The following is a 20,966-nucleotide window of genomic DNA, read 5'->3' on the forward strand; positions in this document are numbered from 1 at the left end:
GCCCCTGAGCTGGCTCTCGGGAGGCTTTCACCGCAGAAATGACAGAGCAAGGCCTCGTCGTCGTAAATCAGATTTTTACAATGAGAACAGATGGTTTCCTTCATGACCGCGGCCCGGTTTGATTTTTGGCGTTATCTTCGGCGGAAATGCCGGAAATCGCGGCGGCGGCCTCTTCCGGCCCTGGGGTCTCTGGGCCGCGGCGCCGCTTGCGCGGGCTTTTGGGGGCGGACAAATTCTTCCGTCTGGATGTCCGGGTGCCGCACGATGGGCAGCTGCATCTGGATCATCTGCTCGATGCTGGTCACGTCGCTGCTCTGGTCGGGCGTGGCAAATGAGATCGCGTGCCCCGCGCATCCGGCCCGGCCTGTTCGGCCGATGCGGTGGACATAGTTGGAGACGTCGTCCGGCAGGTCGTAATTGAGCACAAGTTCGATCCGGGTGACGTCGATGCCGCGTGACGCGATGTCGGTCGCCACCAGGATGCGGTATTTTCCGGATTTGAACCCCTCCAGCGCCTCTCTCCTCTGGCTTAAGGATTTGTCGGAATGGATCTCCGCCACGCGGTGTCCCATGGCGCGGACTTCCCGCACGATTTTATGCGCGCTGTGTTTGGTGCGGATAAACAAGAGCACCGTGCCGCGGTACTGGGAGAGGACCTTGCCCAATAATTTGAGCTTGGATTCGCGTTTGACGATGTAAAGCTCTTGCGTGATGTGGTCGGCGGTCGTCCCGGACCGGGCGATTTCGACGTGAGTCGGGAGTTTCATGTGCGCGTTGACCATCCGGATGATCTCTCCCGGCATGGTCGCCGAGAACAGCATGGTCTGGCGGTCTTTGGGGGTCACCCGCAGGATTTTTTCGACCTGGGGGGCAAACCCCATGTCGAGCATGCGGTCAGCCTCGTCCAGGACCAGCATATTGACCCGCGGCATCTGGATCAGGTGATTCTCCATATGATCAATGAAACGTCCCGGGGTCGCAATGATGATGCGGGGTCTCCTGCGCAGGGCTTCCACCTGCGGGTGCATGGGGGCCCCGCCGATCAGGCAGGCGGTCTTCATGCCGAAGGCGTGGGCGATCATGCGCACGGCTTCGTCGATCTGGAGTGCCAGCTCACGCGTCGGCGCGAGGATGATGGCCATGCCTTCGTTCTGGGCAAGGCGCTGGACCATGGGGATGGCGAAGGCATGGGTCTTGCCGGTCCCTGTCTGCGCGATGCCGATCACGTCTTGCCCCTGGATCGCCAGGGGGATGGCCTTGACCTGGATCGGGGTCGGCGTGACAAATTTGATTCGTTCCAGGATTTCCAGTATTTTGGGCGCGATGCCTAAACCGAAGAAGCTTCCTCCGCTTTCGGCCGCGGGTTCCTGCGTGTGATGATTGTGAGGTTTGTTCATGTGTTCGCTTTCCGGGGACATAAGAGTCTCCCTTTAGTGTTTCTCGAGAATATGTTTTAGATTTTTCAAGTCCTGCTCCACCAGCCCCGCGTCCTTGGCGTAATTTTCGTCGGACATGCCCGGCTGCCGGAAGATGGTGAAGATCATTTCGCAGCCGTTATTGTTGGGCACGACACGCATGGGGACAAGAATCTCATTTCCGTCAGGCAGCGTCAAATAATGGTCCATGACCCCGAATTCGTTGCGGGGGGCGAATCGGACGGCCATGGGCCCTGCCGAAGTTTCGATCCGCCATCCTTCTCCGGATTTTACGGCGGACCGGCAGAACGTCACGGCCCATTTCGGGAGATTCTCCGGATCGGTGACAAACGCGTACACCGCCTGCGGGTCGCGATCGATGGCAATGCTCAGCGTTTTTGATTCCCGTAAGCCCGTCATGTTTTTCCGCGGAACCGTTTTTGCGTCATTCGAGGTTATTCGTGCTGAGCGAGGAGGCGACGAAATGCCTTGAGGACCGAGAGGATTATACCTTCATGGGAAGCAAAAAGCAATCAGGTTGGTCAAGAATCGCGCGGGGCGTTATGGCGCCGCTTTCCCGATCAGGGAGGACCGAGGGATGATGAGGAACTCCTCCCTCCATTTGACGATAACGAATTGTCCCTTGGTGGCCGGCAGTCCGAACCGAAGCTCGTCTCCCGGGAACCCCAGCACATACCCGATACGGCGCGATAGCAGCGGATCGTCGGGCATGTCGAAAATGACCCGGTCCCCGGGTTGAGGCTCTTGAAAACGGTAGACGAATTTGTTGACCCAGAGCCGCTCAACGCTCCCGTCCGGATAAATGATCTTGAACGGCTGGATAAAAATCATGGCGGCCCATATTCCGAGAATCCCGGTGACGACGATTGCGGTAATGGAAATTTTGAGCCGAGTCATATGTGATCCTATATAATGATTCTCGCGTCCGCGGCGAAACTGCCGTCTTTGTTCACGATCAGGGGGTTGATGTCGATTTCCTTGACATGCAACGCGAGCGCCTGGATCGCGCACAATGTTTTGACGAGCGAGGCCTTGTCCGCCTCGATCCCGCGGAACCCGTTGAGAATTTCCTGTCCCTTGATGTCCGCCAGGAGACGGCCTGCTTCCTGTTCGCCGAAAGGCACGATCCGGAACGAGACATCCTTGAGCATCTCGACGAAAACCCCGCCGAGCCCGAACATGACCGCGGGCCCGAACTGCGGGTCCTGGCTCAATCCCGCGATGCATTCGATCCCCGTAACCATTTTGACCAGGTTGATCCCTTCGATTCGGGCGCCCGGGGCCTTGCTGGCCACGGTCTTGAGCATGTGGTTGAACTTGAAAGTCAATTCGGTCTTGTCCTGGATGTGGAGCGCGACCCCGCCGACTTCCGTTTTGTGGATGATGTCGGGAGACGCGATTTTCATGGCAAGCGGATACAGCCCGTCAGCGTGGGTGATGGCATCGTGGACGTTTTTCGCGAAATGCCAGCGCGGGCTGGCCACGCCGCAGAGCTCCAGGATCCTCCGGGCTTCGTGTTCCAGGACGAAATTGCGGCCCTTGGACTTGACCTGCTCGATGATCTCCAGGGCTTCGGCCGGGACCGGGGCGATGGACGGTTCTTCCCGTGTCCTTTCTCCGAAGCTTTGCCAGTGGTACAGCGCCTTGAGGGACGAAACCGCCTCGGTCACGGAACTGAACGCCGGGATGTGGTGCTCGTTGAGAAAAGCGATGGCGTCGCGGGACCGGGTCCCGCCGACCATGGCCACGACGACGGGTTTGCTCCTTTTAGAAGATTCATACTCGGTTTTGACGACGTTGGCGATGTCCATCGGGTCGGTGACGACCGTTTCGCAGTAAAGGACAATGACCCCGTGCACTTTGTCCTCGGCCAGGGAAATTTTCGTCGCTTCCTGGTAGCCGTAGGCGCCGGTCTGCCCGGTGATATCGATGGGGTTTCTCGTGCTGCCGAAGTCCGGCATGGTCTTGCGGTATTTGGCCTCGAGCCAGGAAGGATCATCGAGGAGTTTCAGGCCGACGGTTTCGCACTCATCCGTTGTGCGCACCCCGATGCCGCCGCCGTTGGTGATGATGACAAGTTCCTCCCCTTTCGGCTTGGGCAGGGACAGGGCGCGGGACCAGCCGAACGCCTCCGTGAAGGAATCGGCGCGCAGGATTCCGAGCTGTTTGAAGGCCGCGTCATAAATTTTGTCGGAGCCGGCCAGCGATCCGGTGTGCGAGGCCGCGGCCTTGCTCCCCCGCTTGGAACGACCCACCTTCAGGATGACGACGGGTTTGCGAATTTCGGTTGTCATGAATTTGCGGCCGGACTTGAGTCCTTCCAGGTAGACCAGGATCGTGTCCACGTTCGGGTCGTCATTGAAATATTCGATGACTTCCTTTTCCTCGATGTCGGCCTTGTTGCCGAGACTGACCACCGCGGCCAGGCCGATCTTTTCCATTTCGGTCTGCCCCATCATGGCGATCCCGAGGGCGCCGCTCTGTGTGATGAAGGCGATCCTCCCGGGCAGGATGTCCTTGGGGCCGAAACTGGCGTTCAGTTTGCTCGGCGCGTAGACCACCCCGAAGATGTTCGGCCCGAGGAGCGAAATGTTGTGGCGGTCGGCGATTTCCTTGAGCCGGTGTTCGTCCGTGACGTTGCCGACCTCCGCGAACCCGGAGGTGATAACGGCCGCTCCCTTGACCCCTTTTTGGGCGCACTGCTCGAAGATCGGGATGACGTGCTGGGCCGGGACCGCGATGACCACCAGATCCACTCTGCCGGGGACGTCCAGGATCGAAGGATAGGCCTTCAGGCCGCAGACGGATGACAAGGTGGGATGGATCGGATAAATTTGGCCCGTGTAACCCAGTTCAATGGTGTTCTTGAGGATCTGGTGCCCGATTTTTTCCGGGCTTGCGGAAGCCCCGATGATGGCAACGCTTTCCGGCAGAAAGATGCATTTTAGGTCTTTCCCCGGGGACTGGTGGGAAGCCGCCGAGTCCCTGCCTCCTGTGGTTACGCTGGCTTCTTTCATGATGAAAATCCTTTCTCTGCAAAAAATAAGGTTAAAAAATTTGGTGTTCCGGGTGGTTTTCTCCGGGATGGGAGATCGGAACAAGAGAGTCTTTTTCAGAGATTGAAATGTTTAGAAGATCACTTATGAATTCAGATTATAACGCGGTTTGGCGGGAAAAGCAATGCAGTTGATCAGAGCTGCTGAAGAACAGCTCCGGTGGTGATGGTGAACGTGTGCAGGCCGGTGCTGGCGCTGACCGGAGTGGCGGTGATCGTGTAGTAGTAATCTCCCAGGTTGCTGGTGTAGGAGTACCCGCTGTAGGACCCGACGAAAAAATCCTTGTTCAGGTAAGGCGGGACGTCTCCGATCAGCAGATTAGTGTTGTTCGGGTAGTTGTTGTTGGTCACGTAGTAACTTTCCAGGGCCGTGCTGATGGTCTTGAGCGTGCTTTGGGCCGATGATTCGTTCGCGGAAAGCCGGGATCGAAGCAGGTTGGGGATCGCTATCGTGGCAAGCAGGGCAATGATGCCGACGACCAGGAGAATTTCAACGAGAGTAAAGGCTTTGCGGTTCATGGGTATTACCTTAACAAATCGGGACGGGAATGGAAAGGGATTTTTATTTTTTCGGTTCGTCCTCTCCGATGAGGAATTTTTTGATCCCGTCCATATCCGCGCCGTGGATGACTTTGCCCTGGGCCCGGATGATGGGGAGGTCCCCGGATTCCTGGCGATAAAAATTGATCCCATAAGGGTGGCGGCTGACATTGAAGCGGGCATACCGGATTTTCAGGGACTGGAGCAGGTCTTCGACTTTTTTGCAGTCGGGGCAACGGATGTCGAAAAAGAATTCGACCTCCCCTCCTCCCCGGGATCCCGGGGTTTTGGTTTTGACCGCTGGTTCCTCTGGCGGCAGAACCGCATTGTTGGAGGGCGCATCGAGGACCTTGTCCGGCTGTTCGTCGGCCAGCTGCGGTCTGACCTGGGGCAGATACCGGTCCGGGACTTTGGAGAAGTCGGTGTTCACGTAATGGATCTTTCCGTCATCGTCGAAATAATGGACGATCTTGGCCTCGGCGGCCAGCGCCAGGAGCAGGATCAGGATTGTGGCGATCGATGCGGACGTTTTCATGACAAAGCCATCTTAGCATACTCCCGCGTCAGCCCGCAACGCCGGGATGGACGGGTTGAGGATTTCCCCTGTCATGGCGATACCGTCTGTGGTTCCCAGGCGGACGGGGATCATTCGGTTCTGAAGATCTTGGGAGGACCGGAGGTTGACGCGGACATAATGGTCGGTGAGGCCGGTCCACCAACCCCCTTTTTTCTGTTCGAACAGGACGGTCTGAACGCTTCCGGCCAGAGATTCAAAATACACGCGGCGTTTGCGAAGGCTCAACTCGCGCAAAAGCTCGCTGCGTTTTTGGATAACGGAAACCGGGACCGGATCGGCCAGGTCCCTGCTTTTGGCCATGTGCCGGGCCGAGTAGCTGAACACGTGGAAGTAATGGACCGGCAAGTCCAGCAGACGGTCGTAGGTTTCCCGGAAGTGTTCCTCTGTTTCCCCGGGGAACCCGACGATGACATCCGTGCCGAGGCAAATTTCAGGGACGGTTTCGTGGGCCATGCGGATAAAGCGCGAAAATTCTTTAAAGTTGTATTTGCGTTTCATCAGACCGAGGACAGGATCGCTCGCGCTCTGCAGAGGGATGTGCAGGTAGCGGCAGAGCTTGCTTCCCGACGCCATCTTGCGGACCAGGGCCTCCGGAACGGTGGTCGGCTCGATGGACGAAATGCGGATCCTCTCCAGCCCTTCGACCTGTTCAAGCGCGTCAATCACATCCCTGACCGTTTTCCCGTCATGCCGGTATGTCCCGACATTGATCCCGGTGAGGATGATTTCCTGGTGGCCGGCGGCCGCGAGCGCGCGGGCCTCCAGCAGGATGTTGCCGAACTCGCGGCTCCGCGCCCGGCCGCGGGCGTAAGGGATCTCGCAGAAGGAACAGAAAAAGTCGCATCCGTCCTGGATTTTCAGGTTGGCTCGGGTGTGCTGGCGGTCGATCGCCGCCACCGGGATGATGAAGGGTTTCTTTTCAATGGCCGGCGTGATGACCTGCGGCTCGTCCGGGTCCGACCATTCCTCAAAGATGGACAACAGCTCCATCTTCCGGGCGTTGCCTACGACCCACCGGACATTGGGCAGCCGGGCGAGTTTTTCTTTTTGCACCTGGGCCTGGCATCCGATCAGGGCGATCCGGGCGCCGGGGTTAAGCCGGTTGATCCGGTTGACCAGCCGCCGGGTGTCGGTGTCGCCGTTCTCGGTGACCGTGCAGGTGTTGATGACGACAATGTCCGCCGTTTTTTTGAAATCCACGACCCTGTAACCGCCGGATTCGAAGGAATTCTGGATCGAGGCGGTTTCGGCCTGGTTCAGGCGGCAGCCCAGCGTGTAAAAGGAAATGCTCGGTTTCATAAAGTATTTTTGAGTTCTGAGAGATGTTTGATCCGTTTGAGCATGTTGGGATGCGTGCTCATCCATTCCATCATGTGGTCGGTGGCGGTGAGTTTGATCTCTTTGTTCTGCAAAAGGGAAAGTTCCGAACTGTCGATGGTGCCGCTGCGGTTGACATCGAGCTGGCGCAGGTCTCGGAACTCGTTCATGGCCCGGGACGGGTCGTTGAGGAAAAAGGCCTTGAGCCCCTCGGTCTCCCGCAGTTCGTTTCGGTCTGTTCGTGCCGCGCCGTAAACGAGCTTGTAGAGCGCCGAAGCCAGGGCTTCGGGACGGTTGCCCATTTCGACGGAGCCTTTGTCGGCGAAATATTCGCGGATGCGCGAGCCGTACAGAACAAGCAGGTTGGTGATGAAATAAAAAAGAAACGCGGTCAGGCCGATGACGGCCGTCCCTCCGCTGTCGCGGCTGTTTCGGCGGTAGGCGCCGTGATAGATCGAGCTCCAGGCGATCCGGTAAAGGATGGCCGGGATGACGGACAACAGCGTGATGGTCAGGACGTCACGGTTTTTGATGTGCGCGAGTTCGTGCCCGATCACGGCGCGCAGTTCGTCTTCGCTGAGAAGGTTCATGATGCCCCGGGTCACGCAGACGCGTCCGTCCCTCCGGCCGCGGCCGAAAGCGAAAGCGTTGGGGATCGCGACCTCGGACAGGCATATCCTCGGTTTGGGGATCCCGGCGCGGCGGGCCAGATCTTCCACCATCCGGTGCAGGGCCGGTAATTCCTGAGGGCCCAGATAGCGGATGTGCATGGTCATTTCAATCAACTTGGGGCCGAGCAGGTATTGGCCGAACATGATGACAAGGGACAGGACCAGGTAGGCGTTAAAGCTTCCCACGCCCATGGCCGTGCCTGCCATGACAAAGATCGCGTAGATGATGCCGAACAGCGCGGAGAGCAGCAGGAACATCCTCATTTGCAGGGAAATCATTGAGCCCCTCCATTAGATTATCGTATGAACAGGATCAACAGCCAGCTGATCAGAAACGAAACTCCGCCCAGCGGCGTGACCGCTCCGAGCCATTTTTGTCCGGTGACAGCCAGGGCGTACAAACTGCCGGAAAACAGGATGATCCCGGCCAGCATGAAGATTCCGGCCAGGTTCACTTTCGGGTTTTGGAAAACTGTGCCCAGCCAGGCCACGACGAACAAACCCAGGGCATGGACCAGGTGGTAAAGGACCCCTGTTTTGTAGACGTCCAGGTAATGGTCTGAAATTTTTCCCCGTAGTGCGTGCGCGCCGAAGGCGCCCAGCGCAACGGCGAGGAACATGAGCAAACTGGCGATTTTGACCCAGATCATCAATGATATCCTTATCGTTGGGTGGATTGTGACAACCATTCTATGGCCAGCCGGAACCCTTCGCAAGTTGTTTTGACGCGCAGATCAAAAAGCCGGTTGGCCGTCTTTCCATTGTCGGCGAATTCGCGGGTCAACCGGACATTTTCCGGGAGTGACGGCGATTCGAGCTTTTCATCCATCGGCAGGGCTTCGCCCAGGAATTTTTCCGGGTCAAACAGGATCTCATGCCGCTGATAATGCCCCCCCGCTTGCCGGGCCGAGCAAAGGATGCGGACTTCGCGCTTGAGCGGGAACGCCATGGTCCCTTCCATGCCGTTGCGGATGATGATCGCTCCCGGATACCCGGCGCGTTCGGCGATGGTGAGCATTTTTTCCCCGTAAGGCGGATGGAACGCCGAGGCCGCGAGGACGTCGGCCTGGACCGGATTGAGGAAACGCTCCAGTGTCGCCAAAAACGGTCGTTTTATGGTTTGATGGCGCAATTCCACCCATGCATCAAGGGCCGGGGACAGGTCCTGCTGGCTGAGGAACCATCCGAAGACCGGGGCCGGTCCTGCAAGGTCATCGCTGTTTTTGCAAAAAGCGGCGTTGAGTCCTTTTGCGATGTCCTGGAGATTAAAAACGAGTTTTGGGCCGCCGTTGCGTCCGACCAGGTGGACGCTGCGATACCCGCTTTTCTGGAGAAATGTCCCAACCAGCGGCGTGATCATGTAAGAGTGGTCCACCCCGTCGAAAGGTTCCGCAAGCTGGATCACGGGTTTTCCGGACGGGATGGGGCGCTGGAACTCAGGACGGATCGTTTCCTGGGCGGCTTTGAGGATCCCCGCATATTCATCATCCGATTCATAGCGCACGCGCAGGTAGCTGGCGATAAAGCCCCGCGCCGTGTGGCCGGGTGCGTCCGAAAACAGGAATTGACCCAGCCGGTAGGCGGCGGGAGCATCAAGGGATTTTCCCCGGACCAGAGCAACGCAGGCGTCTTTCGCGAAGTCCGGGGCGTCCGAGGCCAGTGTCTCGGCCAGCCGGACCGGATCTTCTAAAACTCCGGGCGGAAAGGCGTCTGAGAGGGGCCTTTCCTCCGGGCTCAATCCTTTGTTCAGCAAGCCGGCGAAAAAAGCGCCTTTGGCCGCGTCCGGAACGCGCCCGGCCTTGAGGTCGTCCAGGATTTCCCGCGCCAGGCCGGCATCCAGGGATTTGCTCCCCTTTTTCCCGACTCCGACGGTTTTGATCCCGCGCCGGATCGCGGACTCTTCGGTTTTGAGCGTCATAAAACTCAGCCCCCTTTTTAAAAGCCCCCTAATATACAATAAATTTTCCGCCTTTGCAATTGGCGTGAATTTCGGTATAATGCTTACCGTTAATAAACCCATTTAAGGTCCAACCTTCACCGGGGGTTGTATGCCTCGCGAACTGATTTTTGTGCTTATTATGATGCTTCTGGGCGCATGGTTCTTAATTGACGAAAAACGCTCCGTGGTTGAAAAAATTTTTATTGTCGCCGCCGTGCTTGCAATCTACATTTCCTACCGCTTGATGACCGGCTCCTCGTTTGACGACATCATCGCGCCTCTCCTTTCCAAGGGAACCACCGCACAATGAGAATCGGACCCATTGAAGTCGACCGGCCGATCTGCCTCGCGCCGATGGAAGATGTCACGGATTTTGCCTTCCGTCTCATCTGTCGCCGGATGGGCGCGGACATCGTTTACACGGAATTCACCTCCAGCGACGCCTTGATCCGCGAGGCCCGCAAGGCCATGCGGAAAGTCATCATCCTGGACGAGGAGCGTCCGGTGGCCATTCAGCTGTTTGGCGGCGGCGAGGAATCCATGGAAGGCGCGGCGCGCGTGGCCGAACAGTTCAGACCGGATTTTATCGACATCAATTGCGGGTGCTGGGTCAGGAACGTCGCCATGCGCGGCGAAGGCGCCGGGCTTTTGCGCGACCTGCCCCGTTTCGAAAAGATCGTCCGTTCGACGGTCAAGGCCACGTCTTTGCCGGTCACGGTCAAGACGCGGCTGGGCTGGGATGAAAACAGCATCGTGATCCTGGACGCGGCCAAGATGGTGGAGCAGGCCGGGGTCCAGGCCCTGACCATCCATTGCCGCACCCGCAGCCAGGCGCACGAGGGCAAGGCGGACTGGTCCTGGCTGCCGAAGATCAAGAGCGTTGTTTCGATCCCGGTGATCGGCAACGGGGATCTCCAGTCGGCCCAGGACGTGAAGGCCATGTTTGAGACCGGCTGTGACGGCGTCATGATCGGCCGCAGCGCAATCGGCAATCCCTGGATCTTTAAACAGTCCCGGCATTACCTGCAGACCGGAGAGTTGCTCCCTCCCCCCACATTGCGGGAACGGATCGATGTGTGCCTGGAGCATTTGAAGCTTTCCGTCCAGTGCCGCGGCCTGCCTCACGGTGTCCTGACGTTCCGGAAATTTTACGCCGGATATTTTCGCGGCCTTCCCAATATCGCCAAATTGCGCAATGACTTGATGCTCATGCTTGAGGTCACCCAGATCGAGGACCGGTTGAACGCGTTTGAACGCGAACAGTCGGTGCTGGCCGGCGTTTAACAGAGGATTTGCGGCATGAAGACATACGATGTTATCGTCATCGGTTCCGGCGGCGGATCCAAGATCACCTCCCCGGCCGCCAGGCTGGGACTCAAGGTGGCTGTCCTCGAAAAAGACGCGCTGGGCGGGACGTGCCTGAACCGGGGCTGTATTCCTTCCAAGATGCTGATCCACCCGGCGGACGTGGCCGTAGCGGTCCGGGAGGCCCGGAAATTCGACATTGAGAACAATCCGGATTTTCAGGTCAATTTTGAAAAGCTGGTTTCCCGGATTTCCGGAACGGTCGACGCGGATTCCTCGTCCATCGCCGCCGGCTACGGCCGCAACCCCAATATTGATTTTTATCATGCCGAGGGCCGTTTTGTGTCCAACAAGGTGCTCCGCGTGGCGGGCGAGGGCATCACGGCGGATAAAATTTTTATCACGGTCGGAGCCAGGCCCCATATCCCTTCTCTTCCCGGGCTCGAAGGCACGCCGTTCATGACCAGCACGGAAGCTTTGCGCAACACACGATTGCCCAAAACAATGATCGTGATCGGGGCCGGTTATATCGCGGTCGAACTGGGCCACGCGTATGCCGCTTTCGGGACCGAAGTCCATTTTCTGGTGCGCAGCCGGTTTTTGCGTCATGAGGACGGCCAGGTCAGCCAGGAATTTTCCCGCGTGTTTTCGCGGGATCATCAGGTGCATTTTCAATCCGTTCCCACCCGCGTGAAATACACCGGACAACAGTTCACGGTGACCTTTGCGGAGAACGGCCGCGACGAACGGCATTTGACCGCGGATGCCCTTCTGATCGCCACCGGCGTTGTCCCCAACACCGACATTTTGGGGATCGAGAACACCGGTATCGAACTGGACGAGCACGGCTGGGTCCGGGTGGATGACCGATTGATGACAAAGGTTGACGGTATATACGCCTTCGGCGACTGCATCGGGCGGTATTTGTACCGCCATACGGCCAATTTTGAAGGCGAGTATCTGTTCCGGACTGTTTTTGAAAAACCGTCGGATGAGACCATTCAGTACCCTCCTGTCCCCCACGCGGTCTTCTCTTGGCCTCAGGTGGCCGGCGTGGGCAAGACCGAAGAGGAACTAAAAGCCGCCGGCGTGGATTATGTGGTGGGGTTGAATCCGTATCAGAGCAGCGCCATGGGCATGGCCCTTTTATCGGATTCGGGCTTTGTGAAGGTCCTGGTTGAGCGGACAACGCGCCGGATCCTCGGCGCCCATATTGTCGGGGACGAGGCCTCGGACATGATCCACATGCTGATCGCGTTCATGAACAAAAACGGCACATTGGACGATCTGCTCAATATGATCTATATTCATCCGGCCCTCCCGGAGATCGTCCGGAACGCCGCGCGTAAGGCCAAAGCCGTTTTGGACCAGGAACAACCGGCCCTCAAGAGGTAGACGATGCGGACTTCAGATATCGCGATTTTGATCAAAAACGTCACGAAGTATTACCAGGACTTCCAGGCGCTGGATAATATTTCTTTCCAGGTGAAGCGCGGGGATTTTTTCGCTTTTCTCGGGGCCAACGGCGCCGGGAAAACAACGACCATCAACACCATCACCGGCTTGTCGAATTATCAGTCCGGGACGGTCGAGGTGTTCGGCTACAACACCATCACCGAATATCCGCAGACCCGGCGGCTGATTGGGCTCTGCGCTCAGGAATTCAATTTCGACCCGTTTTTGAACATCCATCAGTTGTTGGTCTATCAGGCCGGGTATTTCGGCATTTTCCCTTCTATCGCCAAGAAGCGTGCCATGGAACTCCTGGAGCGTTTTCAACTGGCCGATAAGCGGGCGTTGAAATTCCGGGCCTTGTCGGGAGGCATGAAAAAACGGCTCCTCCTCTGTCGGGCCCTGATCCATGACCCGGAGATATTGATCCTTGATGAGCCGACCGCCGGATGCGATCTGGAACTCAAATATTTGATCTGGGATTATCTGGCCCAGCTGAACAAGGAAGGCAAGACCATTTTCCTCACGACCCATAACATGGAAGAGGCCGAGAAACTTTGCAAGACCATCGGCATCATCAACCATGGACGGATCGTGCGGATCGGGGAGAAAAAAGCGGTCCTTCAGGACAAGTCCCTTGAGGATGTGTTCCTGGAAGTCACGGGATTGGAATGACCTCCCCCGGCTGCCCACCGCATGGCGGGCAAATCGCCGGGGTTAATTCGCGCAAATCATTTACGTTCGTCCCTGTGGGACTCCGTAAATGATGCGCTCATTAAATGACCAGACCATCATCTGAGAAACTCGTGGAGTTTTTTATGATCAATAATCCGATCGGGGTCCTCTCGCTATCCAAGCGGGAGATCCTGCGGTTCTTCGTTGTCGCCACCCAGACGGTTTTCCCTCCCATTGTGTCCTCCATGCTGTTCATGTACATTTTCGGCGTGGCCATCGGGCGGCGCATCGATTTCGGCGCCATGGACATGAATTATTTCCAGTTCATTGTGCCGGGGCTGATGACCATGCACATGATCGCGAGTTCCTACGAGAACACCAGCTCGTCCCTGTTCATCGCCCGCTGGCACAATCACATTCAGGAAGTCCTGCTGTCCCCGTTATCGTACTTTGAAATGGTCCTGGGGCTGCTGGCCGGCGGTGTCGCTCGCGGAGCCATCGTGGCCATAGGGGTCTTTGCCGGGTCGTTTGTTTTTCATCCGATGGGCGTTGCCCATCCGATGGTATTGCTCTATTTTATCGTCACAATTTCCGTGATCTTCGCCTGCCTGGGCATGATGGGTGCCCTGTGGGCGGAAGATTTCAACATGTTGAGCGTCTGGAACACCTACCTCATCATCCCTCTTGTCCTGCTTGGCGGGGTTTTTCATCCCATCACGATCCTGCCGAAATCGGTGGAGGCCATTTCCCACCTCAATCCCATGTTTTATCTGGTGAGCGGCGTGCGTTACAGCATTTCCGGCGTTGCGCATGCGCCGGTCCTGCTGTGCGCCGTGGTTTCCCTGGGAATGGCCCTGGTCACGTTTTACATCACGGTTTATCTGTTCAAAATCGGATATAAGTTAAGAACCTGATTGGTGCACAGGTACGCAAGAACACACGTACGCAGGTTGTTTTGCATGTGTATTTGTGTCCATGTGCTCGCGAGCGCTTTCCCATGCCAGATCCTTCCTTCAATGAGAACATTATCCGCGGCAAGATGCGGCGGGCCAGGGACAAGCGCGGGCTTCTGTCCGGCGGGAAAGCGGCCGAGGGTGAAGTCCTGGGCAGCGGCCCGGCCAACCGCCACGGGATGCCCAAGCTTCCGCCGGGACAGCGCGAGGTCCCCAACTGGCCTGTGCTGGACCTCGGCATTCAGCCCGACATCCCGCTGGACAAATGGCGGCTGGAGGTCAAGGGCGAGGTCGGACAGCCGTACGTTTTGAACTGGAAAGATTTTTTGGCCATGCCCCAGGTTGAGGATGTTTCGGATTTCCATTGCGTGACCACCTGGAGCCGGATGGATAACCGCTGGAAAGGTGTCCCGTTCCGGATGATGGCCGAGAAAGCGAAATTGAAGCCGTCGGCGCGGTTTGTGTATTTCACGGCCTATGACGGTTATTCCACAAATTTGAAACTTGCGGAGGCCATGGATGAGGATGTCCTGCTGGTCCACGCCTGGGAAGGCCGTCCCCTGCCGAAGGAACACGGCGGGCCGGTGCGCGTGATTACGCCGAGGAAATACGCCTGGAAAGGCAGCAAGTGGGTCAAGGAAATCATTTTTTTGCCGCAGGACCAGATGGGCTTCTGGGAAGCGCGGGGATATTCTAACACGGCGGAGCCGTGGGACGAGGACCGTTATGCCGAACCGCACCCGGGTTAATGACGGCTTGATTTATGGATCGGCAGTGACGTAAATCAATGCCGGAATTAAGCCCGGCCGTTTTGCCCCGCTATGCGATTGGGGAGCCGGGCGCATTGAATTCTTCCGGCGTGAGGGCCCTGATCTGAAGGGCATGGATGTCCTTTCCCATGAGGGGTTTCAGGGCATCGTAGATCAGTCCGTGGCGTTTGCGCAGTGGTTGGCCGCGGAAAACCTCCGAGACCAGGATTACGGCAAAATGTCCTCCGCCCTGTTTCATGGCTTCGGCATGACCGGCATGGAGCGAGGACTCGTCATGAACGGATAGATGCCTGGCCTTGAATTCGATTTTCAGAATTGATCGGATTTTATGCGCGGTTGACATGATGGTTCCAATGTGGTTTCCGTGAGCGATTGTAACACAACCGGGGATGGCGATATGAAAAAAAAGCGGTTCTCATTAAACGCGTGGATTTTGGGAGGAGCTGCGGCTGGCCTTTTCCTGGGGATGTTTCTCCGTCTATCCCCGGGTACACCGGGTACTTCCCTGGTTCTTGGCGCCTGCGCAGTCGCCGGAGGCGTTTTTATCGGCCTTCTGAAGATGATCCTGATGCCCCTGGTGGTTTTGTCTATCAGCAGCGGGATCGCGAATCTTGCGGATCACGCCCGGATGACCAGGGTTTGGATTCTGACGCTCCTTTTCTTTGCGACAACCACGATGTTCTCGGTGGCGGTGTCGATGTCCGCGATGAATGCTTTCAGGCCGGGCGCCGGGATGGATGTGGGGATCTTTAAAAGCGAAATGGCGTCTTTTCATGCGGAGGGGCTTTCCGTTGGACAGTTTTTCGTTAAGTTTTTAAGCGGCCTGTTCATAAATCCGTTTCAAGCCCTGGCCGAAACCCAGGTTTTGCCGGCTGTTGTTTTTGCCATTTTATTCGGCGCGGCACTGGTCGCCGCCGGCGAAAAATCCCGCCAGCTGCGGGTTCTTCTCTCCGAGGCCATGGCGGTCGTCATGACGATGGTGGAGTGGATTATGTGGCTGGCTCCTGTCGGGATCCTGGCTTTGTTGGCCCAGTTAGTGGCCACGCAGGACCTCCGTCTTTTTGGCAGCCTTGGGACATTTGCCGCGGTCGTTATCGGCGCGACGCTTTTCCACGGGTTGGTGACTTTGCCGGGAGTGTTATGGGTCTTGACCCGGATCGGTCCGTTCCGCTTTTTTCAAGGGGTCCGCGAAGCTCTGATCACGGCGTTCGCAACCAGTTCCAGTTCCGCGACCATGCCGGTGACGATGCGATGTCTGAATGAGAATTTGAAAGTCGACAAAAATATCGGAGGGTTCGTTGTGCCGTTGGGGGCCACGGTCAATATGGACGGGACGGCGATCTATGAATCCGCCGCGGCGCTGTTTGTCGCGAATCTGGTGGGTATTGAGTTGAATTTCACCCAGCAGCTCATCGTTTTTTTCACGGCCATGCTGGCCGCGGTCGGCGCGCCCGGAATTCCCAGCGCGGGGATGGTGACCATGGTCATGGTCCTGCAGGCTGTGGGTTTGCCGGCCGAAGCCGTGGCCATCCTCATCCCGATCGACCGGCCTCTGGACGCCATCCGGACCGCGGTCAATGTCGAAGGCGACTGTGTTGGAAGTTGCATTGTTCAGCGATGGGCCGGAGGCCCTCGACAAAATGGGAAAATTGAGCCATAATATCTTCGTTTTTAAAAGGCCCTGAAAGATGTCAAACCCCGTGATCCATAATTTTTCGCCGTCTCTGTGCATCGAGTGCATCCGCTCAAAGCAGGAACCGGTGCACGAGTGGCTTCAGTCTCTGGAGCGCTCCCTCATGCCGCCGATCTATTCTTCGGTGGATATCCGGGACGCCGGCTTCAAGATCGCCGTCGTGGACACCAACCTTTTCCCGGCCGGTTTTAACAACCTCTGCGAGCACGGCATTGAAGATTCGATCAAATATATCAAGCAGGCCATTGAGCGCCGCGCCCCCGGGGGCAAGGACATCCTCATTGTGGCCGAGGAACACACCCGGAACGTCTGGTATTTGGAACACATCCGTATCCTGCAGAAGATCATCCAGGACGCCGGGTATAACGCCGTGATCGCCACTTTTTTGACGGTCCAGCCGGAATTCTGCGAAAGCGCTCATGCCGTTGAGTTGGAGACGGCCACCGGACAACAAGTGAAAATTTTCTGTTTCAAACGGATCCTGAACAAGATCCAGGCCGGCGAGCAACGGTATGACCTGATCATCATGAACAACGATTTGAGCGCCGGCATCCCCGATATTTTGCGGGAAACGGACATCCCGATCTATCCCTCCATCCACGCTGGATGGCATTCCCGGAAGAAATCCAGCCATTTTCACCACATGACTGAATTGATCCGCGAATTCGCCCGTATGGTCAATCTGGATCCCTGGCTCTTTTCCTGTTTTTTTACGTCCATGGATGGGGTCAACATCAACAGCGATGAGGACCGGAAGAAACTGGCGGACGCGGCGGCCAAAATCTTTGAGCAGGTCGAGGCCAAATATAAAAAGCACAACGTGGTTGAGAAACCGTTCGTTTTTCTGAAATCGGATTCCGGGACGTACGGCATGGGGGTCGAGCCGATCGAACATCCGGAAGATATTCTGAAGTTGAACCGCAAGGACAAAAACAAGCTTTACAAAGGCAAGAGTTCGCAGGTCATTTCCCGGTTCCTGATCCAGGAAGGCGTTGAAACGATCCACAGCATCGAGAGCCAGGTCAGCGAGGTTTCGATTTATCAGATCGATAACAATCTGGTCGGCGGGTTTTACCGGACGCATTCTTCCAAAGGATCGAGGGAAAACCTGAATTCCCCGGGCATGGAATTCAAAAAGATGTGTCCCCGCCTTTCCAGGTACGGGGACTGTGGCGTGCATCACGACATGAACATTTTTGACGTGTATCGGATCTTGGCCAGGATCGCCGGCATTGCCGCGCGGATGGAAATTGTCGAACTCGAGGAGAAACGCTCATGAAGATTGTCTTTCTGATGGACCCTCTGGAAACGGTGATCTTTGAGAAAGACACCTCTTTGTCCCTGATGCTGGGCGCCCACCGCCGGGGTCATGAGGTTTATTTTGTCGGCGACGGCGGGATTTCGATCAAGGACGGCCGGGTATCATTTTCAGCTCTGAAGGTGACCCCGCAGCCGGTCAAGGAGCAGCCGTTAATCCGCGGGGAAACCGTGACGTTTTCCGGGGATGACATCGGCGCGGTGTTTGTCCGCAGTGACCCCCCGTTTGACGCGCAATACCTGATGAACACCTGGCTGCTGGACCGCCTGCCCGCCTGCGTGCCGGTCATCAACAGCCCCGGCGGCATCCGCGCCGTCAACGAGAAAATCTGGGCGACCCGGTTCACGTCCCTCATTCCGAAAACCGTCGTTTCGAGGAACAGGGGCGAGCTTCTGGCGTTCATAGCTGCCGAGAAAGACGTCGTGGCCAAACCGACGGACGGCCACGGCGGGAAATCGGTGTTTCGTATCCAGAGCGGCGGAATGAACGTGAACGTGATTTTAGAAACCTTGACCGTGGCCTGGACGAGGGAGATTGTTCTCCAAAAGTATCTCGCAGCCTCCGAGCAGGGCGACAAGCGGATCCTGCTGTTGAACGGCGAACCCCTGGGCGCGGTTCTCCGTGTTCACGCGGAGGATGACCACCGGAACAATTTTTTCTCCGGCGGGAAAGCGGCGCCGGCCTCGGTGGACAAGCAGGATGAAGAGATCATCCGGGTCCTGCGGCCCGAACTGCTGCGGCTGGGGCTTTATTTTGTCGGCATTGACGTCATCGGCGGGCAGCTGATCGAGGTCAATGTCACCTCCCCAACCTGCCTGCAGGAAATGAACCATTTTGCCGCCCAGCATCTGGAAGACCGTGTGATCGCGTTTGCGGAACGCCTGGCTTCCGAACGTCAAAACCAATAAGGAGTGTTTCATGCCTCAACTGACGCTTTACCATATGACCCATTGCCCGTATAGCCGGAAGGTTTTGAATTTTTTGGGGCAGTGCAAGATCTCCGTCCCGCTTAAAAATACCGGGGAAAAACCGGAATACCGCGAAGAACTGCGCCGCATCGGCGGCAAGACCCAGGTTCCCTGCCTCGTGATTGATGGCAAGGCGATGTATGAATCCAACGACATCATCCAGTGGCTCAAGGAACACGGGAAGGAGTGAGCGATGGCCGTTCGACCGGAAGAGATCCAAGACATCATTGAGCGGGCCGTGCCCCAGGCCAGGGCGCACGTCCTGGACCCCATGGGCGATGGAGAGCATCTGCAGGCGATCGTGATCAGCCCGGCTTTTGAGGGCATGCCCCTTGTCCGCCAGCACCAGATGGTGATGAAAGCGCTCAAGGGAGCCCTGGCCCAGGCGCTTCATGCCCTGGCGCTCAAAACATTCACCCCGGAGCAGTGGGAACAATCGAAAAAGCAGTTCCCCTCCCTCAATCATTAATAACGAAAACAAACCGGAGGAACAGGAATGGATGAGGCATTAAAACAGCGCATTGACCAGGACATCAAGAACAACAAGGTGGTCCTTTATATGAAAGGCAAGACCGCGGCCCCCATGTGCGGATTTTCCGCCAGGGCCGTGAGCATCCTGCAGAAACACGACACCGCCTTCAAGGACGTGAATATCCTGGAGGACGAGGCCATCCGTCAGGGCATGAAAGAATATTCGGACTGGCCGACCTTTCCCCAGATTTACATCAACGGCGAGTTCATCGGCGGCTGTGACATCCTGGCCGAGCTGGACGAGAACGGTGAGCTGGCGAAATTACTGGGCAAAGCCAAGTAAGCCGGAGATTTTTGGAAAATAAAAGACCCGCTTCCTGTATTTTCAGGAAACGGGTTTTTTATGCGCCTCAAATTGCGGGAAGAAACAGGTCAAACGCAAGTTTGTTGGGCGAAGGAGTCACGCGGTTTTGCGGGGCTACGGGCTGGTTTTTATTTGAGCGGCGAAGCCGCAGAACCCTGCGGCAGGGATTTGAGATTTTTGTACGGGTATATTCCGGAAGAGTGCCCGTCGTTCCAGTCGATCCCGATCGCATAGTTCCCCAGTGTGACGATCTTCAGGGCGGCGATGTCCGCCCGGATGCTTTCGGGGTTGAGGATTTTTTCCCCGGTCATTTCATTGACGCAGAGCGCGCAGCCGCAGCTCAGGCGCACGTCACGGTTGGAGAAGATGTCCTGTGTCCCGTCCGCCCAACGCAGGGAGATGGCGCTTTGGTCGAACCGGATGTCCGGCGACTGCTTCTGCCGGACCGAGATCGTCCCCAGGGCCCGGACCATGGCATCCACGGCGTTGCTGATGTACATGTTCTCCATCGGCTTCTGGATCGGGTGCGTGAACTGTGGCAGGATCGGGATCTCCGCCAGGGTTGCGAGCCCGAAGCGATCCGAGAGCGTCCTTCCCTTGCTGTTGCCGAAGATCTCGTGCCTCTGGGTGCAATGGTTACAGATGAAATACGCCATATTCTCTACGATCCCCAGGATCGGCACGTCTACTTTTTCAAACATGAGGATCCCGCGGCTGACGTCGATCAGGGACAGCGTCTGGCGGGTGGTCACGATCACGGCGCCGGACAAGCGCACGTTTTGGGTGATGGTCAACTGCACGTCCCCGGTTCCCGGCGGCATGTCCAGGAATAGATAATCCAGTTCTCCCCACGCCGTGTTGTGGATCAACTGCTGGATGTAGTTGCTCACCATCGGCCCGCGCATCACCGCCGGCGCGTCGCCCAGCAAGAATCCGAAAGACATGATTTTGAGTTTATTCCTCTCAATCGGGAGAAATTGTTTTTGCGCGTTGACCTCGATTTGGGGGTTCTGGATGTCGAACAGGGCAGGGATGGACGGGCCATGGATGTCGGCGTCCAGGATCCCGACGCGGAATCCTCTCCTGGCCAGCTCGGACGCGAATTGCGCGGTCACGGTGGACTTCCCCACCCCGCCTTTGCAGGAGGAAACGGCGATGAGGGAACGCACTTGCTCGAGCCCGTGGCCTTGGGGCAGCGCCGTGGATGCCTGCGAACGGGGCAGTGTCGTCATGTTGATTTTGACATTTTTGATCCCGGGGAGGCCCTGGACGGCTTCCCGGGCCCGCGTTTCAAACTCGGCGCGGACCGGGCAGGCCGGCGTTGTGAGGGCGATGTCGAACGAGAGATCCGCCCCGTTAATGACGATATTTCTGACGAATCCCAGCGTGACGATGTCCTTGTGAAGATCCGGGTCGATGATCTGCGAAAGGGCTTTGAGGATGTTCTGTTCGGTCAGCATGG

General features: G+C 57.2%; 24 protein-coding genes. 12 read left to right on the forward strand and 12 right to left on the reverse strand.

The features are described from left to right. Positions 1-131: 131 nt before the first annotated feature. The 10 genes from Q8Q08_08865 to Q8Q08_08910 form a co-directional block, all read right to left on the reverse strand. Complete coding sequence (locus Q8Q08_08865) at positions 132-1,418, reverse strand: DEAD/DEAH box helicase (GenBank protein MDP2654127.1); 1,287 nt, start codon at positions 1,416-1,418, stop codon at positions 132-134. A 12-nt stretch (positions 1,419-1,430) separates the two neighbouring features. Continuing rightward, complete coding sequence (locus tag Q8Q08_08870) at positions 1,431-1,835, reverse strand: SRPBCC family protein (protein ID MDP2654128.1); 405 nt, start codon at positions 1,833-1,835, stop codon at positions 1,431-1,433. A 141-nt stretch (positions 1,836-1,976) separates the two neighbouring features. After that, positions 1,977-2,333, reverse strand: coding sequence for a S26 family signal peptidase (locus Q8Q08_08875; GenBank protein MDP2654129.1), 357 nt, complete (start codon positions 2,331-2,333; stop codon positions 1,977-1,979). 8 nt (positions 2,334-2,341) lie between these two features. Next, positions 2,342-4,453, reverse strand: coding sequence for an acetate--CoA ligase family protein (locus Q8Q08_08880; GenBank protein ID MDP2654130.1), 2,112 nt, complete (start codon positions 4,451-4,453; stop codon positions 2,342-2,344). A 173-nt stretch (positions 4,454-4,626) separates the two neighbouring features. Next, positions 4,627-5,010 (reverse strand): type IV pilin protein, encoded by a 384-nt coding sequence (locus Q8Q08_08885; protein MDP2654131.1) that lies wholly within the window; start codon positions 5,008-5,010, stop codon positions 4,627-4,629. Between the two features lie 43 nt (positions 5,011-5,053). After that, positions 5,054-5,566, reverse strand: a complete 513-nt coding sequence (locus tag Q8Q08_08890; GenBank protein ID MDP2654132.1) for a glutaredoxin domain-containing protein — start codon at positions 5,564-5,566, stop codon at positions 5,054-5,056. 12 nt (positions 5,567-5,578) lie between these two features. Then, positions 5,579-6,907 (reverse strand): tRNA (N(6)-L-threonylcarbamoyladenosine(37)-C(2))-methylthiotransferase MtaB, encoded by a 1,329-nt coding sequence (mtaB, locus tag Q8Q08_08895; GenBank protein ID MDP2654133.1) that lies wholly within the window; start codon positions 6,905-6,907, stop codon positions 5,579-5,581. Further along, positions 6,904-7,875: a zinc metalloprotease HtpX gene (locus tag Q8Q08_08900; GenBank protein ID MDP2654134.1), complete on the reverse strand. Its 972-nt coding sequence runs from the start codon at positions 7,873-7,875 to the stop codon at positions 6,904-6,906. The genes mtaB and Q8Q08_08900 overlap by 4 nt, the downstream gene beginning before the upstream one ends. A 17-nt stretch (positions 7,876-7,892) precedes the next feature. After that, positions 7,893-8,246: a DUF423 domain-containing protein gene (locus Q8Q08_08905; protein ID MDP2654135.1), complete on the reverse strand. Its 354-nt coding sequence runs from the start codon at positions 8,244-8,246 to the stop codon at positions 7,893-7,895. An 11-nt stretch (positions 8,247-8,257) separates the two neighbouring features. After that, positions 8,258-9,514: a hypothetical protein gene (locus Q8Q08_08910; protein MDP2654136.1), complete on the reverse strand. Its 1,257-nt coding sequence runs from the start codon at positions 9,512-9,514 to the stop codon at positions 8,258-8,260. A gap of 130 nt (positions 9,515-9,644) precedes the next feature. On the opposite strand from Q8Q08_08910, the gene Q8Q08_08915 reads away from it, so the two are divergent. The 6 genes from Q8Q08_08915 to Q8Q08_08940 all read left to right on the forward strand — a co-directional run bounded on the left by Q8Q08_08915 (position 9,645) and on the right by Q8Q08_08940 (position 14,669). Next, positions 9,645-9,845, forward strand: coding sequence for a hypothetical protein (locus Q8Q08_08915; GenBank protein ID MDP2654137.1), 201 nt, complete (start codon positions 9,645-9,647; stop codon positions 9,843-9,845). After that, on the forward strand, positions 9,842-10,819 hold the full coding sequence (gene dusB, locus Q8Q08_08920; GenBank protein MDP2654138.1) for a tRNA dihydrouridine synthase DusB: 978 nt from the start codon (positions 9,842-9,844) through the stop codon (positions 10,817-10,819). Before Q8Q08_08915 ends, dusB begins: the two co-directional genes overlap by 4 nt. 15 nt (positions 10,820-10,834) lie before the next feature. Beyond that, a complete protein-coding gene (locus tag Q8Q08_08925) occupies positions 10,835-12,235 on the forward strand; it encodes a dihydrolipoyl dehydrogenase (GenBank protein ID MDP2654139.1) in 1,401 nt (466 codons plus the stop codon). Positions 12,236-12,238: 3 nt separating this feature from the next. Continuing rightward, complete coding sequence (locus tag Q8Q08_08930; GenBank protein MDP2654140.1) at positions 12,239-12,967, forward strand: ABC transporter ATP-binding protein; 729 nt, start codon at positions 12,239-12,241, stop codon at positions 12,965-12,967. A 143-nt stretch (positions 12,968-13,110) separates the two neighbouring features. Beyond that, on the forward strand, positions 13,111-13,881 hold the full coding sequence (locus Q8Q08_08935) for an ABC transporter permease (GenBank protein MDP2654141.1): 771 nt from the start codon (positions 13,111-13,113) through the stop codon (positions 13,879-13,881). Positions 13,882-13,964: 83 nt separating this feature from the next. Next, positions 13,965-14,669: a sulfite oxidase-like oxidoreductase gene (locus Q8Q08_08940; protein MDP2654142.1), complete on the forward strand. Its 705-nt coding sequence runs from the start codon at positions 13,965-13,967 to the stop codon at positions 14,667-14,669. A 70-nt stretch (positions 14,670-14,739) separates the two neighbouring features. Here the strand turns inward: Q8Q08_08940 and Q8Q08_08945 are convergent, their stop codons facing one another. Next, positions 14,740-15,033: a BolA family protein gene (locus Q8Q08_08945; protein MDP2654143.1), complete on the reverse strand. Its 294-nt coding sequence runs from the start codon at positions 15,031-15,033 to the stop codon at positions 14,740-14,742. Positions 15,034-15,087: 54 nt separating this feature from the next. Between Q8Q08_08945 and Q8Q08_08950 the strand changes: the two genes are divergently transcribed. The 6 genes from Q8Q08_08950 to grxD are packed head-to-tail and all read left to right on the forward strand — an operon-like array spanning position 15,088 to position 19,483. Beyond that, positions 15,088-16,350, forward strand: coding sequence for a dicarboxylate/amino acid:cation symporter (locus tag Q8Q08_08950; protein ID MDP2654144.1), 1,263 nt, complete (start codon positions 15,088-15,090; stop codon positions 16,348-16,350). Between the two features lie 28 nt (positions 16,351-16,378). Next, positions 16,379-17,662, forward strand: coding sequence for a glutamate--cysteine ligase (gshA, locus tag Q8Q08_08955; GenBank protein ID MDP2654145.1), 1,284 nt, complete (start codon positions 16,379-16,381; stop codon positions 17,660-17,662). Then, on the forward strand, positions 17,659-18,609 hold the full coding sequence (gshB, locus tag Q8Q08_08960) for a glutathione synthase (GenBank protein ID MDP2654146.1): 951 nt from the start codon (positions 17,659-17,661) through the stop codon (positions 18,607-18,609). The genes gshA and gshB overlap by 4 nt, the downstream gene beginning before the upstream one ends. Before the next feature lie 10 nt (positions 18,610-18,619). Further along, positions 18,620-18,859: a glutathione S-transferase N-terminal domain-containing protein gene (locus Q8Q08_08965; GenBank protein ID MDP2654147.1), complete on the forward strand. Its 240-nt coding sequence runs from the start codon at positions 18,620-18,622 to the stop codon at positions 18,857-18,859. Positions 18,860-18,862: 3 nt separating this feature from the next. Further along, positions 18,863-19,138 carry a BolA/IbaG family iron-sulfur metabolism protein gene (locus Q8Q08_08970; protein MDP2654148.1) on the forward strand — a complete coding sequence of 92 codons (276 nt, stop codon included), beginning with the start codon at positions 18,863-18,865 and terminating at the stop codon, positions 19,136-19,138. Positions 19,139-19,165: 27 nt separating this feature from the next. Continuing rightward, positions 19,166-19,483 (forward strand): Grx4 family monothiol glutaredoxin, encoded by a 318-nt coding sequence (grxD, locus tag Q8Q08_08975; GenBank protein MDP2654149.1) that lies wholly within the window; start codon positions 19,166-19,168, stop codon positions 19,481-19,483. Between the two features lie 149 nt (positions 19,484-19,632). On the opposite strand, the gene Q8Q08_08980 is transcribed toward grxD, so the two are convergent. Further along, positions 19,633-20,964, reverse strand: coding sequence for a P-loop NTPase (locus Q8Q08_08980; protein ID MDP2654150.1), 1,332 nt, complete (start codon positions 20,962-20,964; stop codon positions 19,633-19,635). Positions 20,965-20,966 lie beyond the last annotated feature (2 nt).

Source organism: Candidatus Omnitrophota bacterium (assembly GCA_030688425.1).
Taxonomy (GTDB): Bacteria; Omnitrophota; Gorgyraeia; order Zapsychrales; family JANLHA01; genus JAUYIB01.